The organism is Streptomyces sp. NPDC002057, assembly GCF_040296665.1.
Taxonomy (GTDB): Bacteria; Actinomycetota; Actinomycetes; order Streptomycetales; family Streptomycetaceae; genus Streptomyces.
In genome coordinates this window covers 1-18,312 of record NZ_JBEOXR010000070.1, presented here as the reverse complement: position 1 = coordinate 18,312, position 18,312 = coordinate 1, and the positions used below count along the sequence as shown (strand labels likewise).

Genomic DNA, 18,312 nt, shown 5'->3' with positions numbered 1-18,312 from the left:
TCCAGAGCACCAGAGCACGAGAGTTCCTCGCCATGTACGAGCTGTCCCGGGTCCGCCTGTACTCCATCGGTCCCGCCGGTGCGCGCTACGCCGACACCGTCCTGGACCTGCGCGGGGTCGGCGCGCCCGTGCCCCACCCCGCCCCCACCCAGGCGGAGTTCTTCGAGGACGAGCCGGTCGGTCCGCCGCGCCGCCCCGCCCCCGCGGGCGTGCTCTTCCTGGAGAACGGCGGCGGCAAGTCCGTCCTCCTCAAGCTGATCTTCTCGGTCATGCTCCCCGGTCACCGCAACACCCTGGGCGGCGCCAGCTCCGGCGTCCTGCGCAAGTTCCTCCTCGCCGACGACTGCGGGCACGTCGCCCTGGAGTGGCAGCACACCCTCACCGGCGAACTCGTCGTGGTCGGCAAGGCCAGCGAGTGGCGCGGCCGTCAGGTCTCCTCCGACCCGAGGAAGTTCGCCGAGGCCTGGTACTCCTTCCGTCCCGGCCCCGGCCTCAGCCTGGACAACCTCCCCGTCGCCGAGGCGACCTCCGTCCGCCCGGCCGTCGAGGGCGCCTCCGGAGCCAGGGGCCGCCGCCGCACCATGAAGGGCTTCCGCGACGCGATCACGGAGGCCGGCAAGGCGTACCCGCACCTGGAGGTCTCCTGGGAGGAGATCCACGACCGCTGGAACGAGCACCTCGGCGAGCTGGGCCTCGACCCCGAACTCTTCCGCTACCAGCGGGAGATGAACGCGGACGAGGGCGAGGCCGCCGGCCTCTTCGCGGTCAAGAAGGACTCCGACTTCACCGACCTGCTGCTGCGTGCCGTCACCGACACCCGGGACACCGACGGCCTCGCCGACCTCGTCGGAGGGTTCGGCAACAAGCTCGGCCGCCGCGCCGAGCTCACCGCCGAGCGCGAGTTCACGGCCGGTTCCGTGGACCTCCTCAACCGGATCGTCGAGGCCGCCGGGACCCGGTCCCAGGCGCGCGACATCCACACGGCGGCCGAGCGCCGCACCCGTACCCTGGCCCGCAGGCTCTCCGCCCGAGGCGCCGTGGAGCGCGGCCGCGGGGCCGAACTCGCCCAGCAGGTCACCTCCGCGGGCCACGCCGTCGCCGAGGCCGAGACCGCGCGCGGACGCGCCGCCCTGATCGCCGCCGAACTCGCCTACCGGCACGCCTCCCTGGCGCTGGCCGCGGCCGAGAAGGGCGCCGCATCCCAGCGCCGCGAGCTCACCGACGCCCGGACGATGCACTCCGCCTGGCAGGCGGCCGAGGTCGTCCTCCGCCACCGTGCCGCGGGCGACCGCTCCGCGCGCGTGGCCGCCGCCATCCGCGAGGCCGAGCGGGACGCCGCCCCGGCGCTCGCGGCCCGCGCCGAGGCCGCCGCCGACCTGGTGCGGGCGCTCGCCTCCGCCGCCGAGGAGGGGGAGCGGCACGCGGCCGAGGAGGAGGAGCGCTCCACCGCCCTCCAGGACGTCGGCGAGGCCGCCCACCGCGACGCCACCTCCGCCGCGACCGAGGCCCAGCGGGCCCGCAGCGAGGCCGGGCACCTGCGCCAGCGGCTCGCCGAGGTCGAGCAGGAGACCGCCGAGGCCGTACGGGCCGGCTGGCTCGACGACACCGCGCCCGACGCGGACCCCGCCCGCGCGGCCCTCGCCGCGAGCGACGCCGAGAAGACCACGGTCGCCGCCTGGGACACGGCACGCGAGGCGGCCCGCGCCGCCGCCGACCGCGCGCGGGAGGCCGCCGGGGCGGAGTCCCGCGCCGAACTCGCCGCCGCCCGCGCCGCGGACGCGGCCGAGGCCGCGGGGAACGCCTACGACGCCGAGCGCCGCGCCGCCGAACTCCTCGCCGCCGAGGAGCGCCTCGCCGAACTCCTGAGCCTCCCCGCCACCGGTCAGCAGCTCTCCGCCGGCGGTTCGCCGCTGCCCGGCCAGCGCGCCGCCACCACCGGCGACGAGGACCTCCCCGAGGCGCCCGCCGCACCCCAGGGCCCGCTCACCGTCACCGAGTTCGACCGGTACGCCGACGAACTGCGCTCCATGCTCGACCAGGCCGTCACCTCCGCCGAGCGCCAGCTCTTCGAGCTGCGCACCGCCGCGGCCGACGACTCCCGCATCCTCGGCGCCCTCGGCGACGGCGGCCTGCTGCCGCCGGGACCGGACGTCCTCGCCACCGTCGAGTACCTCGGCGAGCACGGCATCCCCGCCCTCCCCGGCTGGCGCTACCTCGCCCAGGCCGTGGACCCCGCCGACCACGCCCGCGTCCTCGCCGCCCGCCCCGAACTCGTCGACGGCGTCGTGATCACCGACCCCGTCTCGTACGGACGCGCCCGCGAGGTCCTCGGCACGGCCGCCCTGCTGCCCCGCTCCGCCGTGGCCGTCGGTACCGCCGCCGCCCTGCTCGCCCCCGTACCGGCGCAGGACGCGACGGACGACAGCGGCGCCCACCACGTGTTCCTCGTCCCGCCGAACCCCGCCATGCACGATGAGCACGCGGCCGACGAGGAGCGCCACGCCCTGCGCGCCCGCGCGGCAGCGCGTGACGAGGAGATCCGCACCCTCGCCACCCGGCTCTCCGGCGACCGCTCCCTCGCGGCCCGGATCGGCTCTTGGCGCGCCGACTGCCCGCCCGGGATGCTCGCCGAACTCTCGGCCGTCGCCACGACCGCCCGCGAGACCGCCGAGGCCGCCGCCGCGACCCTCGACGAGGCCCGCGCGGCCCGTACGGAGGCCGACGAGAGCGCCGCCGAGGCGGCCCAGGTCAGGGACGAGCGCCAGGAGGCCGCGCAGCGGGCCCGCCGGGTCGCCGACGCCCTCGCCGGCCTGGCGTTCCGGCTGCGCGAGCGGTCCGCCTGGCAGGCCAAGCTCCGGGAACTCGCCGACGACGCCGCCGAGGCCGAGGCCCGCGCCCAGACCTGTCTGGAACGCGCCCGCGCCGCCGACGAGGACCGCCGCGCCACCCAGCGCTCCGCCGACGACGCCCACCGCACCGCCCGGGCCCTGCGCGCCGAGCGCGCCGAGATCGCCGGCGCCCCCGAGAGCCTCCCGGAGGAGGGCGCGCCCGCGCCCCGCGCCGCGCTCCCCACCCTCCGCGAGGCGTACCGCGCCGCGTCTCAGCTGTACGAGAAGGTCGGCGTCGGCGCCGACCTCCGTGCCGAGCAGGCGCGCGCCGAGAGCGCCGAGTCCGCGGCCGTCGCCGAGCTGGACCGCCTCACCAACAAGGTCCGCACCCGCGCCGAACAGCTCCTGGAGTCCACCGACGGCGCCGACGGACCGTCCCGGCAGGCGGCCGCGGCCCGCGCCGAGTCCCTCGTGCAGATGCTGGAGACCCGGGCGTCGGAGGCGAGCGAGAAGCTCGGTCGCCTGCGCGGCGAGTCCGAGCGGCTCGCCCCCGAGGACGGCGAGGCGCACACCGAGCTGCCCGAGGAGCTGGTTCCGGCCGACGCCGAGCGGGCCCAGGCCCTGCTCCGTACCGCCACCAGCGAACTCGCCTCCCGCACCGACGCCCTGGAGGCCGCCCGCGCGGCCCACACCGGCCTGCTCAGGGACCACCGGGCCGCGGAGGACGCGGCGGGCGGCTTCGACGAGACCGCCGCGCTGCTGCGGGACCTGCTCCGCGACCACACGGACGAGGAGCGGGAGGAGTCCGAGCCGTACCCCGGCACCCTGGAGGAGGCCCGTACGACGGCCTCGGAGGCGCGCCGCTCCCTGCGCGGCTGCACCGCGGAGCTGTCCGCCGCCGACGCGGCCGTGCGCGAGGCGAGCGACATCCTCGTACGGCACGCCAACTCCACCCGCTACGAGCAGGTCCGCACCCCGGCCCGCCAGCAGATCCGCGAACTCCCCGCCTCCGCGCTCCCCGAGCACGCCGCCAAGTGGGCCGAGGCCTTCGCGCCCCGGCTGCGGGTCCTCACCGACGAGCTGGAGCAGCTGGAGCGCAACCGCGACTCGATCGTGGCCCGGCTGCGCGGCCTCGTGGAGTCCTCCCTCGCGACGCTCCGCTCCGCGCAGCGCCTTTCCCGGCTCCCCGAGGGCCTCGGGGAGTGGTCGGGGCAGGAGTTCCTCCGGATCCGCTTCGAGGAGCCGGATCAGGCCACCCTCGCGGAGCGGCTCGGCGAGGTCGTCGACGAGGCCACCCGCGCCGCCGTCAAGAAGAACTCCGACCTGCGCCGCGACGGCATGTCCCTGCTGCTCCGGGGCGTGCAGGCGGCCCTCGAACCCAAGGGCGTCTCCGTCGAGATCCTCAAGCCGGACGCGGTGCTGCGCGCCGAGCGGGTTCCGGTGGGACAGATGGGCGACGTCTTCTCCGGCGGTCAGCTGCTGACCGCGGCCATCGCCCTGTACTGCACGATGGCGGCGCTCCGCTCCAACGACCGGGGCCGCGACAAGCACCGGCACGCGGGCACGTTGTTCCTGGACAACCCGATCGGCCGCGCCAACGCCACGTACCTCCTGGAGCTCCAGCGGGCCGTGTCGGACGCGCTGGGCGTCCAGCTGCTCTACACGACGGGTCTGTTCGACACGACGGCGCTCGCGGAGTTCCCGCTGGTGATCCGGCTGCGCAACGACGCAGACCTGCGGGCGGGGCTCAAGTACATCAGCGTGGAGGAGCACCTGCGCCCGGGTCTGCCGCAGCCGGGTGCGGACGGCGGCGAGTCGATCCACGGCGAGATCACGGCGACGCGGATGTTCCGCCGCCACCAGTCCGACGACACCGCCCCGTCGGACGCCTGACGCGCGGACGGCACTCCGGACACCCTCGGAACGGTGAGTGGCCCGGCCCCTTGAAAGGGGCCGGGCCACTCACCGTCTCCGCGCCGTCCGGGACTTCAGGCCGCCTCGGACAGCGACGCCGTCTCCGCCCGCTCCTCGTCGCGCTTGGCCCGGAGCGGCGGGCGCGCCGTGCTGCTCGGCTCCGACACGACGCCGTTGCGCTGGCGCCACACCTGACGGGTGATCCACACGTCGAGGACGCTCCAGGTGGCCACGACGGTGGAGACCACCGCGCCGATGGTCACCGGGAAGGCCAGCCAGGAGCCCGCCACGGAGCAGAAGAAGGCGACCACCGCTTGGATGAGCGTCACCGACGTGATCATCACGGCCCTGACGGCGGCGGTACGCACCAGGTCGGGCATGCGCCGTCGGCCTCGTTCCTCGTCCATCCACAACTGCCGTGCGGACCGTGCCTCGTGTTCCATTGTCCTGTCACTCCCCACCGCTGAACGACTTCAGGGAACGGCTGCCCGTTGTGAGCGCCTTTACGCGGACAGAACCCTCCCCGTACCCATTGACGCACGAGAGAGGGAAAAGGTTTCGCCCACCCCTGGACGAACGAGAGCCGGGCGGGAACGGAACGAATAGTTCCAGCCATCTCCGCAGGCAGGGGAAATGGCATGGCATCAGGTGTCCTGCGCCACAGTGGCCGATGCCAACTCCCCGAATACCAGGACATCTCATGATCAACACTCACTCGACAGGCTGAAAATAGCCCGGACGCGCCTTCGAGATGGCCGTGATGCAGTAGTAGGCTCACGCCGCCGTTTGTTGAATCTCAAGGTTGACGCCGCGTGTTGACGCCGGACGTCACGAACGTGAAGGACCTCCGTGGCCACGGAGGCCGAGCTGGGGGAGGCCATGCGCTTTCGCGGGAAGTCCATCCGCCGGAAGATCGTGGCGTTGCTGCTCGTCCCACTCGTCTCCCTCACCGGCCTGTGGGGATTCGCCACGGTCCTCACCGGCCGCGAGGCCGACCAGCTGCTCGACGTCGGCTACATCGTCGAGAAGGTCGGCTATCCCCTTGAGGACACCGCCCGGGTCATCCAGCTCGAACGGCGCCAGTCGCTGCTCTACCTCGCCGACCCCCGGGGCTCCGACACCCTCGGCTCCCTGCGCGAGACCCGCCGGGCCACCGACCGCCAGATCGCCCGCATCCGCGCGAACGCCACCGACCCCGGCGTCCGCGAGGAGATGCGGCCCGTCACGGCCCAGCGGCTCACCTCCCTCCTCGAAGCGCTCGAAGGCCTCACCTCGCTCCGCCGCTCCGTGGAGAAGCGCGACATCGGCCGCATGCAGGCCCTCGACTTCTACAACCGGCTCGTCGACCCCTGCTACAGCTTCCTCGTCACCCTCCACGCCCTGGAGAACGTCGAGATGGACAAGCAGGGCCGCGCCCTCGTCGGCATCACCCGCGCGCGCGAACTGCTCTCCCGCGAGGACGCCCTCGTCCTCTCCGCGCTCGTCGCCGACCGCGTCACCGCCGAGGAGATCCGCGAGATATCCGACCTGGTGGCCAACCGCGAGCAGTTCTACGAGGTCAACCTCGAACTCCTGCCCGCCGCCGAGCGCGAGCGCTTCGAGAAGTACTGGCGCAGCCCCGGCACCCAGCCCCTGCGCACCGCGGAGAACGCGATCATCGAGGCGGGCCCCACCGACACCCCGCGCGCCGTCACCCCCGCCTACTGGCAGGACAACGCCAGCCCCGTCCTGGACGACCTGGCCCGCGAGAACACCGCGGCCGGCGACCGCTACCAGGACCGCGTCCAGCCCGCCGCGTACAGCGTCCTCCTCAAGGCGGGCGTCGCCGGCGTCCTCGGCTTCCTCGCCCTGCTCGCCTCGATCGTCATCTCCGTCCGCATCGGCCGTGAGCTCGTCCGCGACCTGCGCCGCCTCCAGAAGGAGGCCCAGGAGGTCTCCGGCGTCCGCCTGCCCAGCGTGATGCGGAGGCTCGCCGCCGGCGAACAGGTCGACGTCACCACCGAAGTGCCCCACCTCGGCTACGGACAGGACGAGGTCGGCCAGGTCGGCCAGGCCCTCAACACCCTCCAGCGCGCCGCCGTCGAGGCCGCCGTCAAACAGGCCGAGCTGCGACGCGGGGTCTCCGAGGTCTTCGTCAACCTCGCCCGCCGCAACCAGGTCCTGCTCCACCGCCAGCTCACCCTCCTCGACACCATGGAACGGCGGACCGAGGACACCGACGAACTGGCCGACCTCTTCCGGCTCGACCACCTCACCACCCGCATGCGGCGGCACGCCGAGGGGCTCGTGATCCTCTCCGGCGCCGCGCCCTCCCGCCAGTGGCGCAAGCCCGTCCAGCTCATGGACGTCGTCCGCGCCGCCGTCGCCGAGGTCGAGGACTACGAGCGCATCGAGGTCCGCCGACTGCCCCGCCTCGGCGTGGGCGGCCCCGCCGTCGCGGACCTCACCCACCTCATCGCCGAACTCCTCGAGAACGCCACCGTGTTCTCGCCCCCGCACACCGCCGTCCAGGTCCTCGGCGAGCGGGTCGCCAACGGCTTCACCCTGGAGATCCACGACCGCGGCCTCGGCATGAACCCCGACGCCCTGCTCGACGCCAACCTCCGGCTCGCCGAGACCCCCGAGTTCGAGCTCTCGGACACCGACCGCCTCGGCCTCTTCGTGGTCAGCCGGCTCGCCCAGCGCCAGAACGTCCGCGTCTCGCTCCAGACCTCCCCGTACGGCGGTACCACCGCGGTCGTCTTCATCCCGGCCGCGCTGCTCACCGACGCCCCCGAGACCCAGGGCGCCGGCTTCCGCCTGGACCGCAAGACCACCGAGCGCGCCGGCCCGGCCGACGAGCCGGCCGAGGGCGTGCTGCCCACCCGCCGCCCGGCGCTCGCCAGGGTCCCGGACGTGACCGAGGGCCCCGCCCCCGTCGACGGCCCCGTCGAACTCGAAGGCCCCGTCGGCAGCGAGGACTTCGACGTCCTCCTCGACCGGTCGGCCGACCTCCTGGACACCGAGAGCGAGCGCGGCGGCCTCTTCCGGCCCCGCGGCCGCCGCCGGCCCGGCCTCGCGCCGGCGGGCGAGCAGCACCAGCAGACGCCCGACCGGTCGACCGGCGACGCCGAGGACGAGAAGCCCGCCGACGGGGGAGTCCTCGGCCCCGTACCGCTGCCGCGCCGCCGCACCCCGACGCTCGTCGTGGACCACGGCCGCCGCGTCGACGAGCCGGACCGCGTCCGCTCCCTCCCGGACCGCACGCACCGGCTCCCGGACCGCGCCGACTCCGCCCAGGACCGCGACCACGCGCTCCCCGAGCGGCACCACCCCCTCCCGGACCCGGACGACGCGCACGCGGCCCGCCCCTACCCGGCGTCGGACCGCGCGAGCCAGGCCTCCGACCGCGGGTACGAGGCGTCCGACCGCTCCCACCAGGCCGCCGACCGGGCGTACGGGGCCACCGACCGCTCGTACCCCTTGCCGGAGCGTCCGCGCCCCCTGCCCGACCGCGACCAGCCGCTCACCGGCCGCGCGCATCCCGCCCCCGGCCGGGTGACCGACGGCCCCGGCGTCCCGGGCCACCTCGCCCACGGCGCCGGGCAGGACGGTCCGCCGGCACCCCCGCGGGGAACCGGCCCGACCCTCGTCCCCGTACCGCCGGAGGGTGCCGCCCCGCCGCAGGGCTCCGCCCGGCCGGACAGCCCCGTGCCGCCGGAGGAGCCCGAGCCGTTCGGCGGACTGCCCCGCCGCGTCCGCCAGGCCAGCCTCGCGCCGCAGCTGCGCGCGACCGACCGCCAGGCCGACCGCGGCACGGGCGGCCGCGCCGAGGCCCGTGGCGGCGCCGCGGGCGCCGAACCCGACTCCTTCGAGCGCGACGCCGAGGAGGTACGCGCGCGCATGGCCGCCATGCAGCGCGGCTGGCAGCGCGGGCGACGGGACAACGAGGACGTTGCCGACCCCGCCGACCCGGCAGCATCAGAAACAGCACCAGGAACGACACCCGAGGGGGACGGTCGATGACCGCACCGAACGCCGCAGCACCCAGCACCACCTCCGGCAACGGCGAACTGAACTGGCTCCTCGACGAGCTGGTCCAGCGCGTGGGCTCCATCCGGAAGGCCCTGGTGCTCTCCGGCGACGGCCTCCCCACTGGTGCCTCCCAGGACCTGACCCGCGAGGACGGCGAGCACCTGGCCGCCGTGGCCTCCGGGTTCCACAGCCTCGCCAAGGGCGTCGGCCGCCACTTCGAGGCGGGCAAGGTCCGGCAGACGGTCGTCGAGCTGGAGGACGCCTTCCTCTTCGTCACGGCCGCGGGCGACGGCAGCTGCCTGGCCGTGCTCGCGGACGCCGACTCCGACGTCGGCCAGGTCGCCTACGAGATGACGCTGATGGTGAAGCGGGTCGGGGTCCACCTCGCGACGGCTCCCCGGACCGGTCTGCCCGCGGGAGGGTGAGTGGGACGGTATGAGTGACGCAGCCGAGCGGAACCACCTGAACCAGGGCCCGACATCCCCGGGCCATCACCATTGGTTCGACGACGAGGCCGGGCCGGTCGTCCGTCCGTACGCGATGACCCGCGGCCGGACGAGCGCCGCCACCCGCCACCGGCTCGACCTGATCGCGGTGGTCGTGCCCGAGCCCGCCGCCGACGACCCCGGCCGGGACCAGACGCTCTCCCCCGAACACGTGGAGATCGTCGAACGCTGCTCCGAGCAGCCCCAGTCGATCGCCGAGCTCGCCGCAGGACTCGACCTCCCCGTCGGGGTGGTCCGGGTGCTCGTCGGTGACCTCGTCGAGGACGAACTCGTCCACGTGACCCGCCCCGTTCCGCCGGCCGAGCTGCCGGACGTGAGCATTCTCCGCGAGGTGATCAATGGCCTTCGGGCGCTCTAGCCGCAAGAAGCCGTACGTCGAACCGGTGACCCTGAAGATCCTCGTCGCGGGCGGGTTCGGGGTCGGCAAGACGACGTTGGTGGGCGCGGTCAGCGAGATCCGTCCCCTGCGGACGGAGGAGATCCTCAGCGAGGCGGGGCGGCCCGTCGACGACCTGCACGGCGTGGAGGCCAAGACGACCACCACGGTCGCCATGGACTTCGGCCGGATCACCCTCCGCGAGGACCTCGTCCTGTACCTGTTCGGCACCCCGGGCCAGGACCGCTTCTGGTTCCTGTGGGACGAGCTGGCGCAGGGCGCGCTCGGCGCGGTCGTCCTCGCGGACACCCGTCGCCTGGAGGACAGCTTCGCGGCCATCGACTACTTCGAGCGGCGTGGCATCCCGTTCACGGTGGCGGTCAACTGCTTCGAGGGCGCTCAGCGGTTCCCCGCCGAGAGCGTGCGCGGGGCGCTCGACCTGGACCCCGAGGTCGAGCTCCTGATGTGCGACGCCCGGGACCGCGAGTCCGTGAAGAACGTCCTCGTGGCCGTCGTCGAACACGCCCTCGTCCTCGCCGACCGGACCCACGCGGCCGCCACCACCTGACCGGCGCCCTCCACCGGAGTCCTGCACCGGATTCCGTGCGGGGGCGCCCTCAGCGCACCGCCACCACCGCCGACCCGTGCCCGAAGAGGCCCTGGTTCGCGGTGATGCCGACGCGCGCCCCGGGCACCTGCCGGTCGCCCGCCGTCCCCCGCAGCTGCCAGGTCAGCTCGCAGACCTGGGCGATCGCCTGGGCGGGCACCGCCTCCCCGAAGGAGGCGAGGCCCCCACTGGTGTTGACGGGCAGGCGCCCGCCGAGGGCCGTGGCCCCGTCCCGCAGCAGCTTGACGCCCTCGCCCGCCGCGCACAGCCCGATGTCCTCGTACCACTCCAGCTCCAGCGCGGTGGACAGGTCGTACACCTCCGCGAGGGACAGGTCCTCCGGCCCGATCCCGGCCTCCTCGTAGGCGGCGCGGGCGATGGAGGCGCGGAAGGCGTGCGGGGCCGGGGCGACGACCGCCGCCGAGTCCGTCGCGATGTCCGGGAGGTCGAGCACCGCCCTGGGGTACGTGGGGGAGACCGTCGACACCGCCCGGACCCGCACCGGATCGGCGTGCCCGTGGCGACGCGCGAACTCCATGCTGGAGAGCACGAGCGCCGCGCCGCCGTCCGAGGTCGCGCAGATGTCGAGGAGCCGCAGCGGATCGGCGACGACGGCGGAGGCCGCGACCTCCTCGGCGCTCACCCGGGCGCGGTAGCGGGCCCGGGGGTTGAGCGCGCCGGCCGCCGCGTTCTTCACCTTCACCTGGGCGAAGTCCTCGGGCGTGTCGCCGTACAGGGCCATCCTGCGGCGCGCGGAGAGCGCGAAGTACGCGGGATTGGTGGCCCCGAGCACCCGGAACCGCAGCCAGTCGGGATCGCCGGGACGCTCGCCGCCGGCCGGGGCGAAGAACCCCTTGGGCGTCGAGTCCGCGCCGACGACCAGGACCACGTCGGCGAGCCCGGCCAGGATCTGGGCGCGCGCGGCCCCGATCGCCTGGGCGCCCGACGCGCAGGCGGCGTACACGCTGGTGACCCGCGCCCCCTGCCATCCGAGGGCCTGCGCGAAGGTCGCGCCGGCCACGTATCCCGGATATCCGCAGCGCATGGTGTCGGCGCCGACGATCGAGCCGACGTCGCTCCACTCCAGTCCTGCGTCGGCGAGCGCGGCGCGCGCGGCGGCCGTCCCGTAGCCGACGAAGCTCCGCCCCCACTTGCCCCACGGGTGCATCCCCGCCCCGAGTACGGCGATGTCGTTCACGACCGCTCCTCCCGTTCCCGCCGCGCTTCGGGCCGCTCCGGGCGCTCCGGGGACCGTTCGGGTCCGGTGGCCGGGGCGGGTGGCCGGCCCGCCGCGACGGGCCGCCAGTTCCAGGTGGTCCAGATGTGCTCGTCGTCCTCGTTGAGGACCCCGGGCACGACCTCGACCTCCGCGCCGACCACCAGATCGGCCGTCGTCACACCGGGCGCGGCCTGCCCGAGGACGACCATCGCCTCGGCCGCCAGCTCGACGGCGACGAGGGTGTACGGCTCCCAGGGCACGTCCGGATCGGAGACGTACGGGGCGGGCGGACGGTACCGCCCGTCGGTGTACGACCAGACCCGGCCGCGCGGGGAGAGCGGGACCTCGGCGAGGGTGCCGCCGCCGGGGCAGCCCGGGTTCCGGCACCAGTCGTCCTCACGTGGGAAGAACACCGACGAGCAGGCCGTGCACCGGGTGCCGAGCAGCCGGAACCCCGCCCCCGGCACGGTCTCGTCGGTGAACCACCCGGCCACCACAGGTCTGCGCGTCCGTGCCATCGAGGCCTCCCGTCCCACCGACCACCACCGTCGCCCTCACTGATCTGACGATCCGTCAGGAGTGTGGCACGGGAGGCCCCGGACGCGGAAGGCTCAGTGCCCGGCCACCGACCTCCGCGCCACCGGGAAGTCGAAGAACGTGCCCGGGAACGGCTCCGGCTTGAACGTGAAGTGCCACCACTCCTCCGGCAGGTTCACGAACCCCTGCTCGACGAGCACCCCCTTGAGCAGCTGCCGGTTGGCCCGCTGGACCCCCTGGATCCGCGGGTCGTCGGTGTGCGACAGCGTGTCGAAGCAGTCGTACCCGGTCCCCATGTCCACGGAGTTGTCGGGGAACCGCTCCGCCCGCGCGCCGAAGCACTCCACGAGCCGCTCGCCCGGCACGTACGCGCGCGTGGGCCGGGCCGGCAGGCGCACGATCGTCAGATCCACCGTCGAGCCCCGGCTGTGCCCGGACTTCTCCGCGATGTAACCGTCGGCGAACAGCCTCGACTTGTCGACGAGCGGATAGAACTCCCCCTTCATCCGCTCGTCCCCCAGGTCCTTCGCCCACCGCACGAAGTGGTCGACGGCCCGCTGCGGCCGGTAGCAGTCGTACACCTTCAGCGTGTAGCCCCGGGCGAGGAGACGCACCTGCGCGCGGTGCAGGGCCTCGGCGGCCGGCCGGGTCAGGATGCACAGCGGCTGCCGGTAGCCGTCCACCGGCTCGCCCACGAAGTTGTGCGGCGTCGTGTAGCGCATCTCCTGGAGGATCGTCCGGTCCACCGTCCCCAGGGCCACGAACTCCCGTGGGGCCTTGGGCTCCGGTGCGGCCGAGGCCGGGGGAGCGGGCGCGGCGACGGCGCCCGTGACGGCGAGCAGCCCGGCGGCGGCCGCGACGGCGAGCGTACGGAAAGCGGAAGCAAGTCCTGTCATGTGCACCGTCTACCAGTTCCGGCAGCGCCGGGAAAGGCCGATCGCATACGGTCGGGCCGTGAAGGACTCCCACTGCACCTCCTGCGGCGCCGCCCACCCGGCCGACGCCGGCTGGCCCCGCACCTGCCCGGCCTGCGGCCACACCGCCTACCGCAACCCGCTGCCCGTCGCCGTCGCCCTCCTCCCCGTCACGGACGGAGCGGGCACCGGTCTCGTCGTCATCACCCGCACCATCGAGCCCGCGCGGGGCGGGGTCGCCCTGCCCGGCGGCTTCATCGACCACGGGGAGGACTGGCGCGCCGCCGTCGCCCGCGAACTGCGCGAGGAGACCGGCATCCTGGCCTCCGCCGAGGACGTCCGCCTCGCCGACGCGCTGAGCTCCCCGGCCGGCCATCTCCTCCTCTTCGGCCTCCTGCCGCCGCGCCCTGCCGCCGCACTCCCGGCCTCGGCCGCGACGGACGAGACGAGCGGCCACCACGTGCTCCACACGCCCGAGGACCTCGCCTTCCCGCTCCACACGGAGGCGGTACGGAAGTGGTTCGCGGGGACCTACGGCTGAGCCCCCGGACCGCGGGGCGGGACCCCGGACCGCACACCGCCGAAGCACCCGGCGACGCCGACCACGACCACCCCGCCCCGCACGGCCTCACCCCGGGTGTCCCACTCCCGCCCCGCACGGCCTCACTCCGGCCTCACCCCGGGTGTCCCCGTCAGGCCCCGCACGGCCTCACTCCGGCCTCACCCCGGGTGTCCCCGTCAGGCCCCGCACGGCCTCACCCCCCGGCGCCCCGCACCCGCACCGGCAGCCCCGCCTCCTCCACCCCCTCGTCCGTCACCCGCTCCACGACCACCCGGCCGTCCACGAGACGTGACTGGTACCGCTCGATCTCGGCCGGCTCCCAGCCGTCCCCCGTGTCCCGTACGACGAGCCCGCCGCCCGTCCGCCCCGCCGCGGGCGCCCACACCTCAAGGGCGAGACCGCCCTCCTCGTCCCGTACCGGGATCACCGCTCCGGCCCGCGCCAGGACCGGCACACGGGAGAGCGGCGCGTCGAGCAGCACCTGGCCGGGACCCTCGTACGCCTGCCCCGTCGCCGTGTCGTACCAGCGTCCGCGCGGCAGCCGCACCGCCCGCCGGTCGGCGCCCCGGGTTAGGACCGGCGCCACGAGCAGCGCGTCGCCGAGCAGGAACGCGTCCTCGCAGTCACGCAGCACCCGGTCCTCGGGCACCCCCCACCACAGCGGACGTACGTACGGGGCCCCCGTCATCCGGGCCAGCCGGGCCAGGGTGGTGAAGTACGGCCGCAGCCGCTCCCGTTCGGCCAGGGCCACGCGCGCGTGCTCCAGGACCTCGGGACCGAACTCCCACGGTTCCCGCCGCCCCGCGCCGATCGCCGCGTGGGTACGGAACAGCGGCAGCCACGCCCCCAGCTGGTACCAGCGCAGGAACAGCTCCGGAGTCGGGCTGCCGTCGAAACCGCCCACGTCCGGCCCCGAGTACGGCACCCCGCACAGCCCGAGCCCCAGGACCAGGGCGAGCGAGGCCCGCAGCCCCGGCCACCCCGTCGAGACGTCGCCCGACCAGGTCCCCCCGTACCGCTGGAGGCCCGCCCAGCCCGAACGCGAGAACAGGAAGGGCCGTTCGTCGGGCCGCAGCCGGCGCAGCCCCTCGTACCCCGCCCGCGCCATCGTCAGGCCGTACACGTTGTGCGCCTCGCGGTGGTCGCCGCCCCGCCCGTCCAGGGCGTGCCGCGCCGAGCGCGGCAGCGTCGTGTCACCGAAGGGGGCGAAGGACACCGGTTCGTTCATGTCGTGCCACACCCCGGCGAAGCCCTGCCGGAGCCGCTCCTCGTACAGGTCGCCCCACCACTCCCGTACCGCCGGATCGGTGAAGTCCGGGTAGGCGCAGTCGCCCGGCCACACCACCCCGTGCACCTCCTCGCCCCGCGCGTCCCGCACGAAGGCCCCCGCCGCCCGCCCGCTGTCGTACACGGCGTTCCCGGGCTCGGCCTTCACCGCCGGGTCCACGATCGACACCAGCCGCACCCCCTGCTCCCGCAGCTCCTCCGCGAGCCCCGGCAGATCGGGGAACCGCTCCCGGTCGACGGTGAACACCCGGTGCCCGTCGTAGTGGTCGATGTCCAGGTGGACGGCGGACAGCGGCAGCCCCCGCTCCCGGTACCCGGCCACGATCCGCCGCACCTCCCGCGCGCTGCCGAACCCCCAGCGCGCGTGCTGCGGCCCGAGCGCCCAGTCCGGCGGCAGCGCCGGAGCACCCGTCAGCGCGGCCCAGCCGTGCAGGACGCGCGCGGGGGTGCCGACCACCACCCAGCAGCGCAGCGGGCCGCCGGCCATCCGGACCTCGCTCGTCCCCGGCCGGTCGTGGCCCGATCCGGCGCCCTCCTCACCCTCGGCCAGGGTGACCCGGCCGTCCCAGGAGTTGTCGTGGAAGGCCAGGTGCGTGCCGGCGTCCGAGACGACGAACTGGACGGGCATCGTCAGATAGAGCGGATCGTCCCCGGGGCCGAAACTCCCCTTGGGGTCGGTGTTCCACAGCCGGTACGAGCCGTCCCGCAGGCGCGGCCCCGCCGACCGCCCGCCGAGCCCGAAGAACCGCGCGTCCGCCGGCACCTCACTGCGCTGCACCCACCGCGCCTCCCCGACCGCCGCCCCACCGGCACCCGGCTCACCGGCCTCCTCCCCACCGCCACCCGGCTCACCGGCACCGGCCGGCTCCCACCACCGCGGCGGCAGGTCCCGGCGCAGCGTCACCCCGCCCGGGGTCCGGACCTCCACGGCCCCGTGCCGGGAGACCGCGACCGTCACCCGCTCCGACACGATCCGCCAGCCGCCGTCCGTGTCCGGCTCCAGGGAGGCCCGGGGATCCGGGTCGGGTGCCTCGCCGGCCAGCGCGTACGAGGGCAGCGGCTCGGCCCCGTCCCACCCCCAGAAGACGGTGCCGCCCGCCGACACGGAGATCCGCAGCGAGGAACGCGCGAACCGGATGGTCCCCCCGCCCGGCGCGGCCTCCGCCCCGGTCGCGGGTCCCGGCACGCGGGCCCGCTCCGCCCGCCTCGGCGGCAACCCCCACGCGTCCGTACGGTGCTGCCGCCACGCCGACCGCACCGTCCGCCACCCCCGTACCGAACCGAACACCTTCATCGAACGCAGCAGTTCACGACCGTCCATGCGGCTCACCCTGCCACCCACCAGGGGCGTAACAAGCTCCGTTCAACTGCCGTTCACCCGTGGTGGGAGCACATATTCAACTGCCGGACCATGGGCGGGCAGCCCTGGTGCGAAAGACGATCACATGGCATCGTCCTGTCAGCCGCGTCGCGCGCACACCCCAGCACGTGCGCGGGACACACGCCGACCCCGCGTACAGCCAGGGAGCCGCACCCCATGACATCAGCGCAGACCGAGCCGCTCTGGCAGCCGGACGAGGAACGCATCGCCACGGCCGCCGTCACCCGCTTCCAGAGCTGGGCCGCCGAACACCACGGAGCCCCGGCCACCGGCGGATACCAGGCGCTCCACCGCTGGTCGGTCGACGAACTCGAAGCCTTCTGGACGGCGGTCGTCGAGTGGTTCGACATCCGCTTCTCCACCCCGTACGAGCGCGTCCTCGGCGACCGCTCGATGCCCGGCGCCGACTGGTTCCCCGGAGCCACGCTCAACTACGCCGAGCACGCCCTGCGCGCCGCCGACGAGCGCCCCCACGACACGGCCCTGCTCCATGTGGACGAGACACATGACCCCGCGCCGGTCACCTGGGCCGAGCTCCGCCGCCAGGTCGGCTCCCTCGCCGCCGAGCTCCGCGCCCTGGGCGTACGGCCCGGCGACCGGGTCAGCGGCTACCTGCCGAACGTGCCGCAGTCCGTCGTCGCCCTCCTGGCCACCGCGGCCGTCGGCGGCGTGTGGACCTCCTGCGCCCCCGACTTCGGCGCCCGCAGCGTCCTCGACCGCTTCCAGCAGGTCGAGCCCGTCGTCCTCTTCACCGTCGACGGCTACCGCTACGGGGGCAAGGAGCACGACCGCCGCGACACCGTCGCCGAGCTGCGCGCCGAGCTTCCGACCCTCCGCGCGGTCGTGCACATCCCGCTGCTCGGCACCCCGGCCCCCGAGGGCGCCCTCGCCTGGGCCGACCTCGTCGCCGCCGACGTCGAGCCGGTCTACGAGCAGGTCCCGTTCTCGCACCCGCTGTGGGTCCTGTACTCCTCCGGCACCACCGGCCTGCCGAAGGCGATCGTCCAGTCCCAGGGCGGCATCCTCGTCGAGCACGTCAAGCAGCTGGGCCTGCACTGCGACCTCGGCCCCGAGGACGTGTTCTTCTGGTACACCTCCACCGGCTGGATGATGTGGAACTTCCTCGTCTCCGGCCTCCTCACGGGCACGACCGTCGTCCTGTACGACGGCAGCCCCGGCTACCCCGACACCGCCGCCCAGTGGCGCGTCGCCGAACGCACCCGCGCCACCCTGTACGGCACCTCCGCCGCGTACGTCATGGCCTGCGCGAAGGCCGATGTGCACCCCGGCCGCGACTTCGACCTCTCGGCGGTGAAGTGCGTCGCCACCACCGGCTCCCCGCTGCCCCCGGACGGCTTCCGCTGGCTCCACGACGAGGTCCGCGAGAACCTCTGGATCGCCTCCGTCAGCGGCGGCACCGACGTGTGCTCCTGCTTCGCGGGCGCCGTCCCGACCCTCCCGGTCCACATCGGCGAGCTCCAGGCCGCGGGCCTCGGCACGGACCTCCAGGCCTGGGACCCCTCCGGCAAGCCCGTGACCGGCGAGGTCGGCGAGCTGGTCGTCACCAACCCGATGCCGTCCATGCCGATCCACTTCTGGAACGACCCCGACGGCAGCCGCTACCGCGACAGCTACTTCGAGATGTTCCCGGGCGTCTGGCGCCACGGCGACTGGATCACGATCACGGACCACGGCTCGGTCGTCATCCACGGCCGCTCCGACTCCACCCTGAACCGCCAGGGCGTGCGGATGGGGAGCGCCGACATCTACGAGGCCGTCGAACGGCTCCCGGAGATCCGCGAATCCCTCGTGATCGGCCTGGAGGAGCCGGACGGCGGCTACTGGATGCCGCTCTTCGTGCACCTCGTGGAGGGCGCGACCCTCGACGACGAGCTGATCGGCCGCATCAAGCGGACGATCCGCTCCGAGCTCTCCCCGCGCCACGTCCCCGACGAGATCATCGAGGTCCCGGGCGTCCCGCACACCCTCACCGGCAAGCGCATCGAGGTCCCGGTCAAGCGCCTCCTCCAGGGCACGCCCCTGGCCAAGGCCGTCAACGCCGGCTCGGTCGACGACCTCGGCCTGCTGCACTTCTACGAGAGGCTCGCCGCCGCCCGCCGCGGGTAGCCGCCGACCCGACCGCGGCCCCCCGATCCGGCCGGATCGG

Annotated in this window: 11 protein-coding genes and 1 pseudogene; 7 read left to right on the top strand and 5 right to left on the bottom strand. The window is 74.6% G+C overall.

The genetic code is table 11. The annotated features are described in order from the left end of the window. Positions 1 to 32 precede the first annotated feature (32 nt). Positions 33 to 4,721: a hypothetical protein gene (locus ABT129_RS34580; RefSeq protein WP_351909586.1), complete on the top strand. Its 4,689-nt coding sequence runs from the start codon at positions 33 to 35 to the stop codon at positions 4,719 to 4,721. Between the two features lie 95 nt (positions 4,722 to 4,816). Here ABT129_RS34580 and ABT129_RS34575 read toward each other — a convergent pair whose 3' ends face one another. After that, positions 4,817 to 5,122 carry a hypothetical protein gene (locus tag ABT129_RS34575; RefSeq protein ID WP_351909584.1) on the bottom strand — a complete coding sequence of 102 codons (306 nt, stop codon included), beginning with the start codon at positions 5,120 to 5,122 and terminating at the stop codon, positions 4,817 to 4,819. A gap of 469 nt (positions 5,123 to 5,591) precedes the next feature. Here ABT129_RS34575 and ABT129_RS34570 point away from each other — a divergent pair, with 469 nt between their 5' ends. The 4 genes from ABT129_RS34570 to ABT129_RS34555 are packed head-to-tail and all read left to right on the top strand — an operon-like array spanning position 5,592 to position 10,206. Next, positions 5,592 to 8,747, top strand: a complete 3,156-nt coding sequence (locus tag ABT129_RS34570; protein ID WP_502982000.1) for a sensor histidine kinase — start codon at positions 5,592 to 5,594, stop codon at positions 8,745 to 8,747. After that, positions 8,744 to 9,181 carry a roadblock/LC7 domain-containing protein gene (locus tag ABT129_RS34565; protein WP_351909582.1) on the top strand — a complete coding sequence of 146 codons (438 nt, stop codon included), beginning with the start codon at positions 8,744 to 8,746 and terminating at the stop codon, positions 9,179 to 9,181. The genes ABT129_RS34570 and ABT129_RS34565 overlap by 4 nt, the downstream gene beginning before the upstream one ends. A gap of 10 nt (positions 9,182 to 9,191) precedes the next feature. Next, positions 9,192 to 9,620, top strand: coding sequence for a DUF742 domain-containing protein (locus ABT129_RS34560; protein ID WP_351909580.1), 429 nt, complete (start codon positions 9,192 to 9,194; stop codon positions 9,618 to 9,620). Continuing rightward, on the top strand, positions 9,601 to 10,206 hold the full coding sequence (locus tag ABT129_RS34555; protein WP_351909578.1) for a GTP-binding protein: 606 nt from the start codon (positions 9,601 to 9,603) through the stop codon (positions 10,204 to 10,206). Before ABT129_RS34560 ends, ABT129_RS34555 begins: the two co-directional genes overlap by 20 nt. Positions 10,207 to 10,255: 49 nt before the next feature. Here the strand turns inward: ABT129_RS34555 and ABT129_RS34550 are convergent, their stop codons facing one another. The 3 genes and pseudogenes from ABT129_RS34550 to ABT129_RS34540 form a co-directional block, all read right to left on the bottom strand. Continuing rightward, entirely contained in the window at positions 10,256 to 11,413 is a 1,158-nt protein-coding gene (locus tag ABT129_RS34550; protein WP_351909614.1) for a lipid-transfer protein, read from the bottom strand. A gap of 116 nt (positions 11,414 to 11,529) precedes the next feature. Next, positions 11,530 to 11,982, bottom strand: a pseudogene (locus ABT129_RS34545) (Zn-ribbon domain-containing OB-fold protein); the annotation flags it as partial. 93 nt (positions 11,983 to 12,075) lie between these two features. Beyond that, positions 12,076 to 12,897: a M15 family metallopeptidase gene (locus ABT129_RS34540; protein WP_351909576.1), complete on the bottom strand. Its 822-nt coding sequence runs from the start codon at positions 12,895 to 12,897 to the stop codon at positions 12,076 to 12,078. Here ABT129_RS34540 and ABT129_RS34535 point away from each other — a divergent pair. Next, positions 12,896 to 13,456, top strand: a complete 561-nt coding sequence (locus ABT129_RS34535; protein WP_351909574.1) for an NUDIX domain-containing protein — start codon at positions 12,896 to 12,898, stop codon at positions 13,454 to 13,456. The two genes, ABT129_RS34540 and ABT129_RS34535, sit on opposite strands and share 2 nt — an antisense overlap. A 214-nt stretch (positions 13,457 to 13,670) precedes the next feature. Here the strand turns inward: ABT129_RS34535 and ABT129_RS34530 are convergent, their stop codons facing one another. Beyond that, positions 13,671 to 16,085 carry a glycoside hydrolase family 31 protein gene (locus ABT129_RS34530; protein ID WP_351909572.1) on the bottom strand — a complete coding sequence of 805 codons (2,415 nt, stop codon included), beginning with the start codon at positions 16,083 to 16,085 and terminating at the stop codon, positions 13,671 to 13,673. A gap of 216 nt (positions 16,086 to 16,301) precedes the next feature. On the opposite strand from ABT129_RS34530, the gene ABT129_RS34525 reads away from it, so the two are divergent. Further along, the gene (locus tag ABT129_RS34525) at positions 16,302 to 18,272 is read left to right on the top strand and encodes an acetoacetate--CoA ligase (protein ID WP_351909570.1); all 1,971 of its coding nucleotides are present in this window, start codon (positions 16,302 to 16,304) and stop codon (positions 18,270 to 18,272) included. Positions 18,273 to 18,312 lie beyond the last annotated feature (40 nt).

Excerpts from the sequence above, each read along its gene's own strand:
- ABT129_RS34580 (WP_351909586.1), top strand. The coding sequence starts at position 33 with ATGTACGAGCTGTCCCGGGTCCGCCTGTACTCCATCGGTCCCGCCGGT.
- ABT129_RS34575 (WP_351909584.1), bottom strand. The coding sequence starts at position 5,122 with ATGCCCGACCTGGTGCGTACCGCCGCCGTCAGGGCCGTGATGATCACG.
- ABT129_RS34565 (WP_351909582.1), top strand. The coding sequence starts at position 8,744 with ATGACCGCACCGAACGCCGCAGCACCCAGCACCACCTCCGGCAACGGC.
- ABT129_RS34560 (WP_351909580.1), top strand. The coding sequence starts at position 9,192 with ATGAGTGACGCAGCCGAGCGGAACCACCTGAACCAGGGCCCGACATCC.
- ABT129_RS34555 (WP_351909578.1), top strand. The coding sequence starts at position 9,601 with ATGGCCTTCGGGCGCTCTAGCCGCAAGAAGCCGTACGTCGAACCGGTG.
- ABT129_RS34550 (WP_351909614.1), bottom strand. The coding sequence starts at position 11,413 with ATGCACCCGTGGGGCAAGTGGGGGCGGAGCTTCGTCGGCTACGGGACG.
- ABT129_RS34535 (WP_351909574.1), top strand. The coding sequence starts at position 12,896 with ATGTGCACCGTCTACCAGTTCCGGCAGCGCCGGGAAAGGCCGATCGCA.
- ABT129_RS34540 (WP_351909576.1), bottom strand. The coding sequence starts at position 12,897 with ATGACAGGACTTGCTTCCGCTTTCCGTACGCTCGCCGTCGCGGCCGCC.
- ABT129_RS34530 (WP_351909572.1), bottom strand. The coding sequence starts at position 16,085 with ATGGACGGTCGTGAACTGCTGCGTTCGATGAAGGTGTTCGGTTCGGTA.
- ABT129_RS34525 (WP_351909570.1), top strand. The coding sequence starts at position 16,302 with ATGACATCAGCGCAGACCGAGCCGCTCTGGCAGCCGGACGAGGAACGC.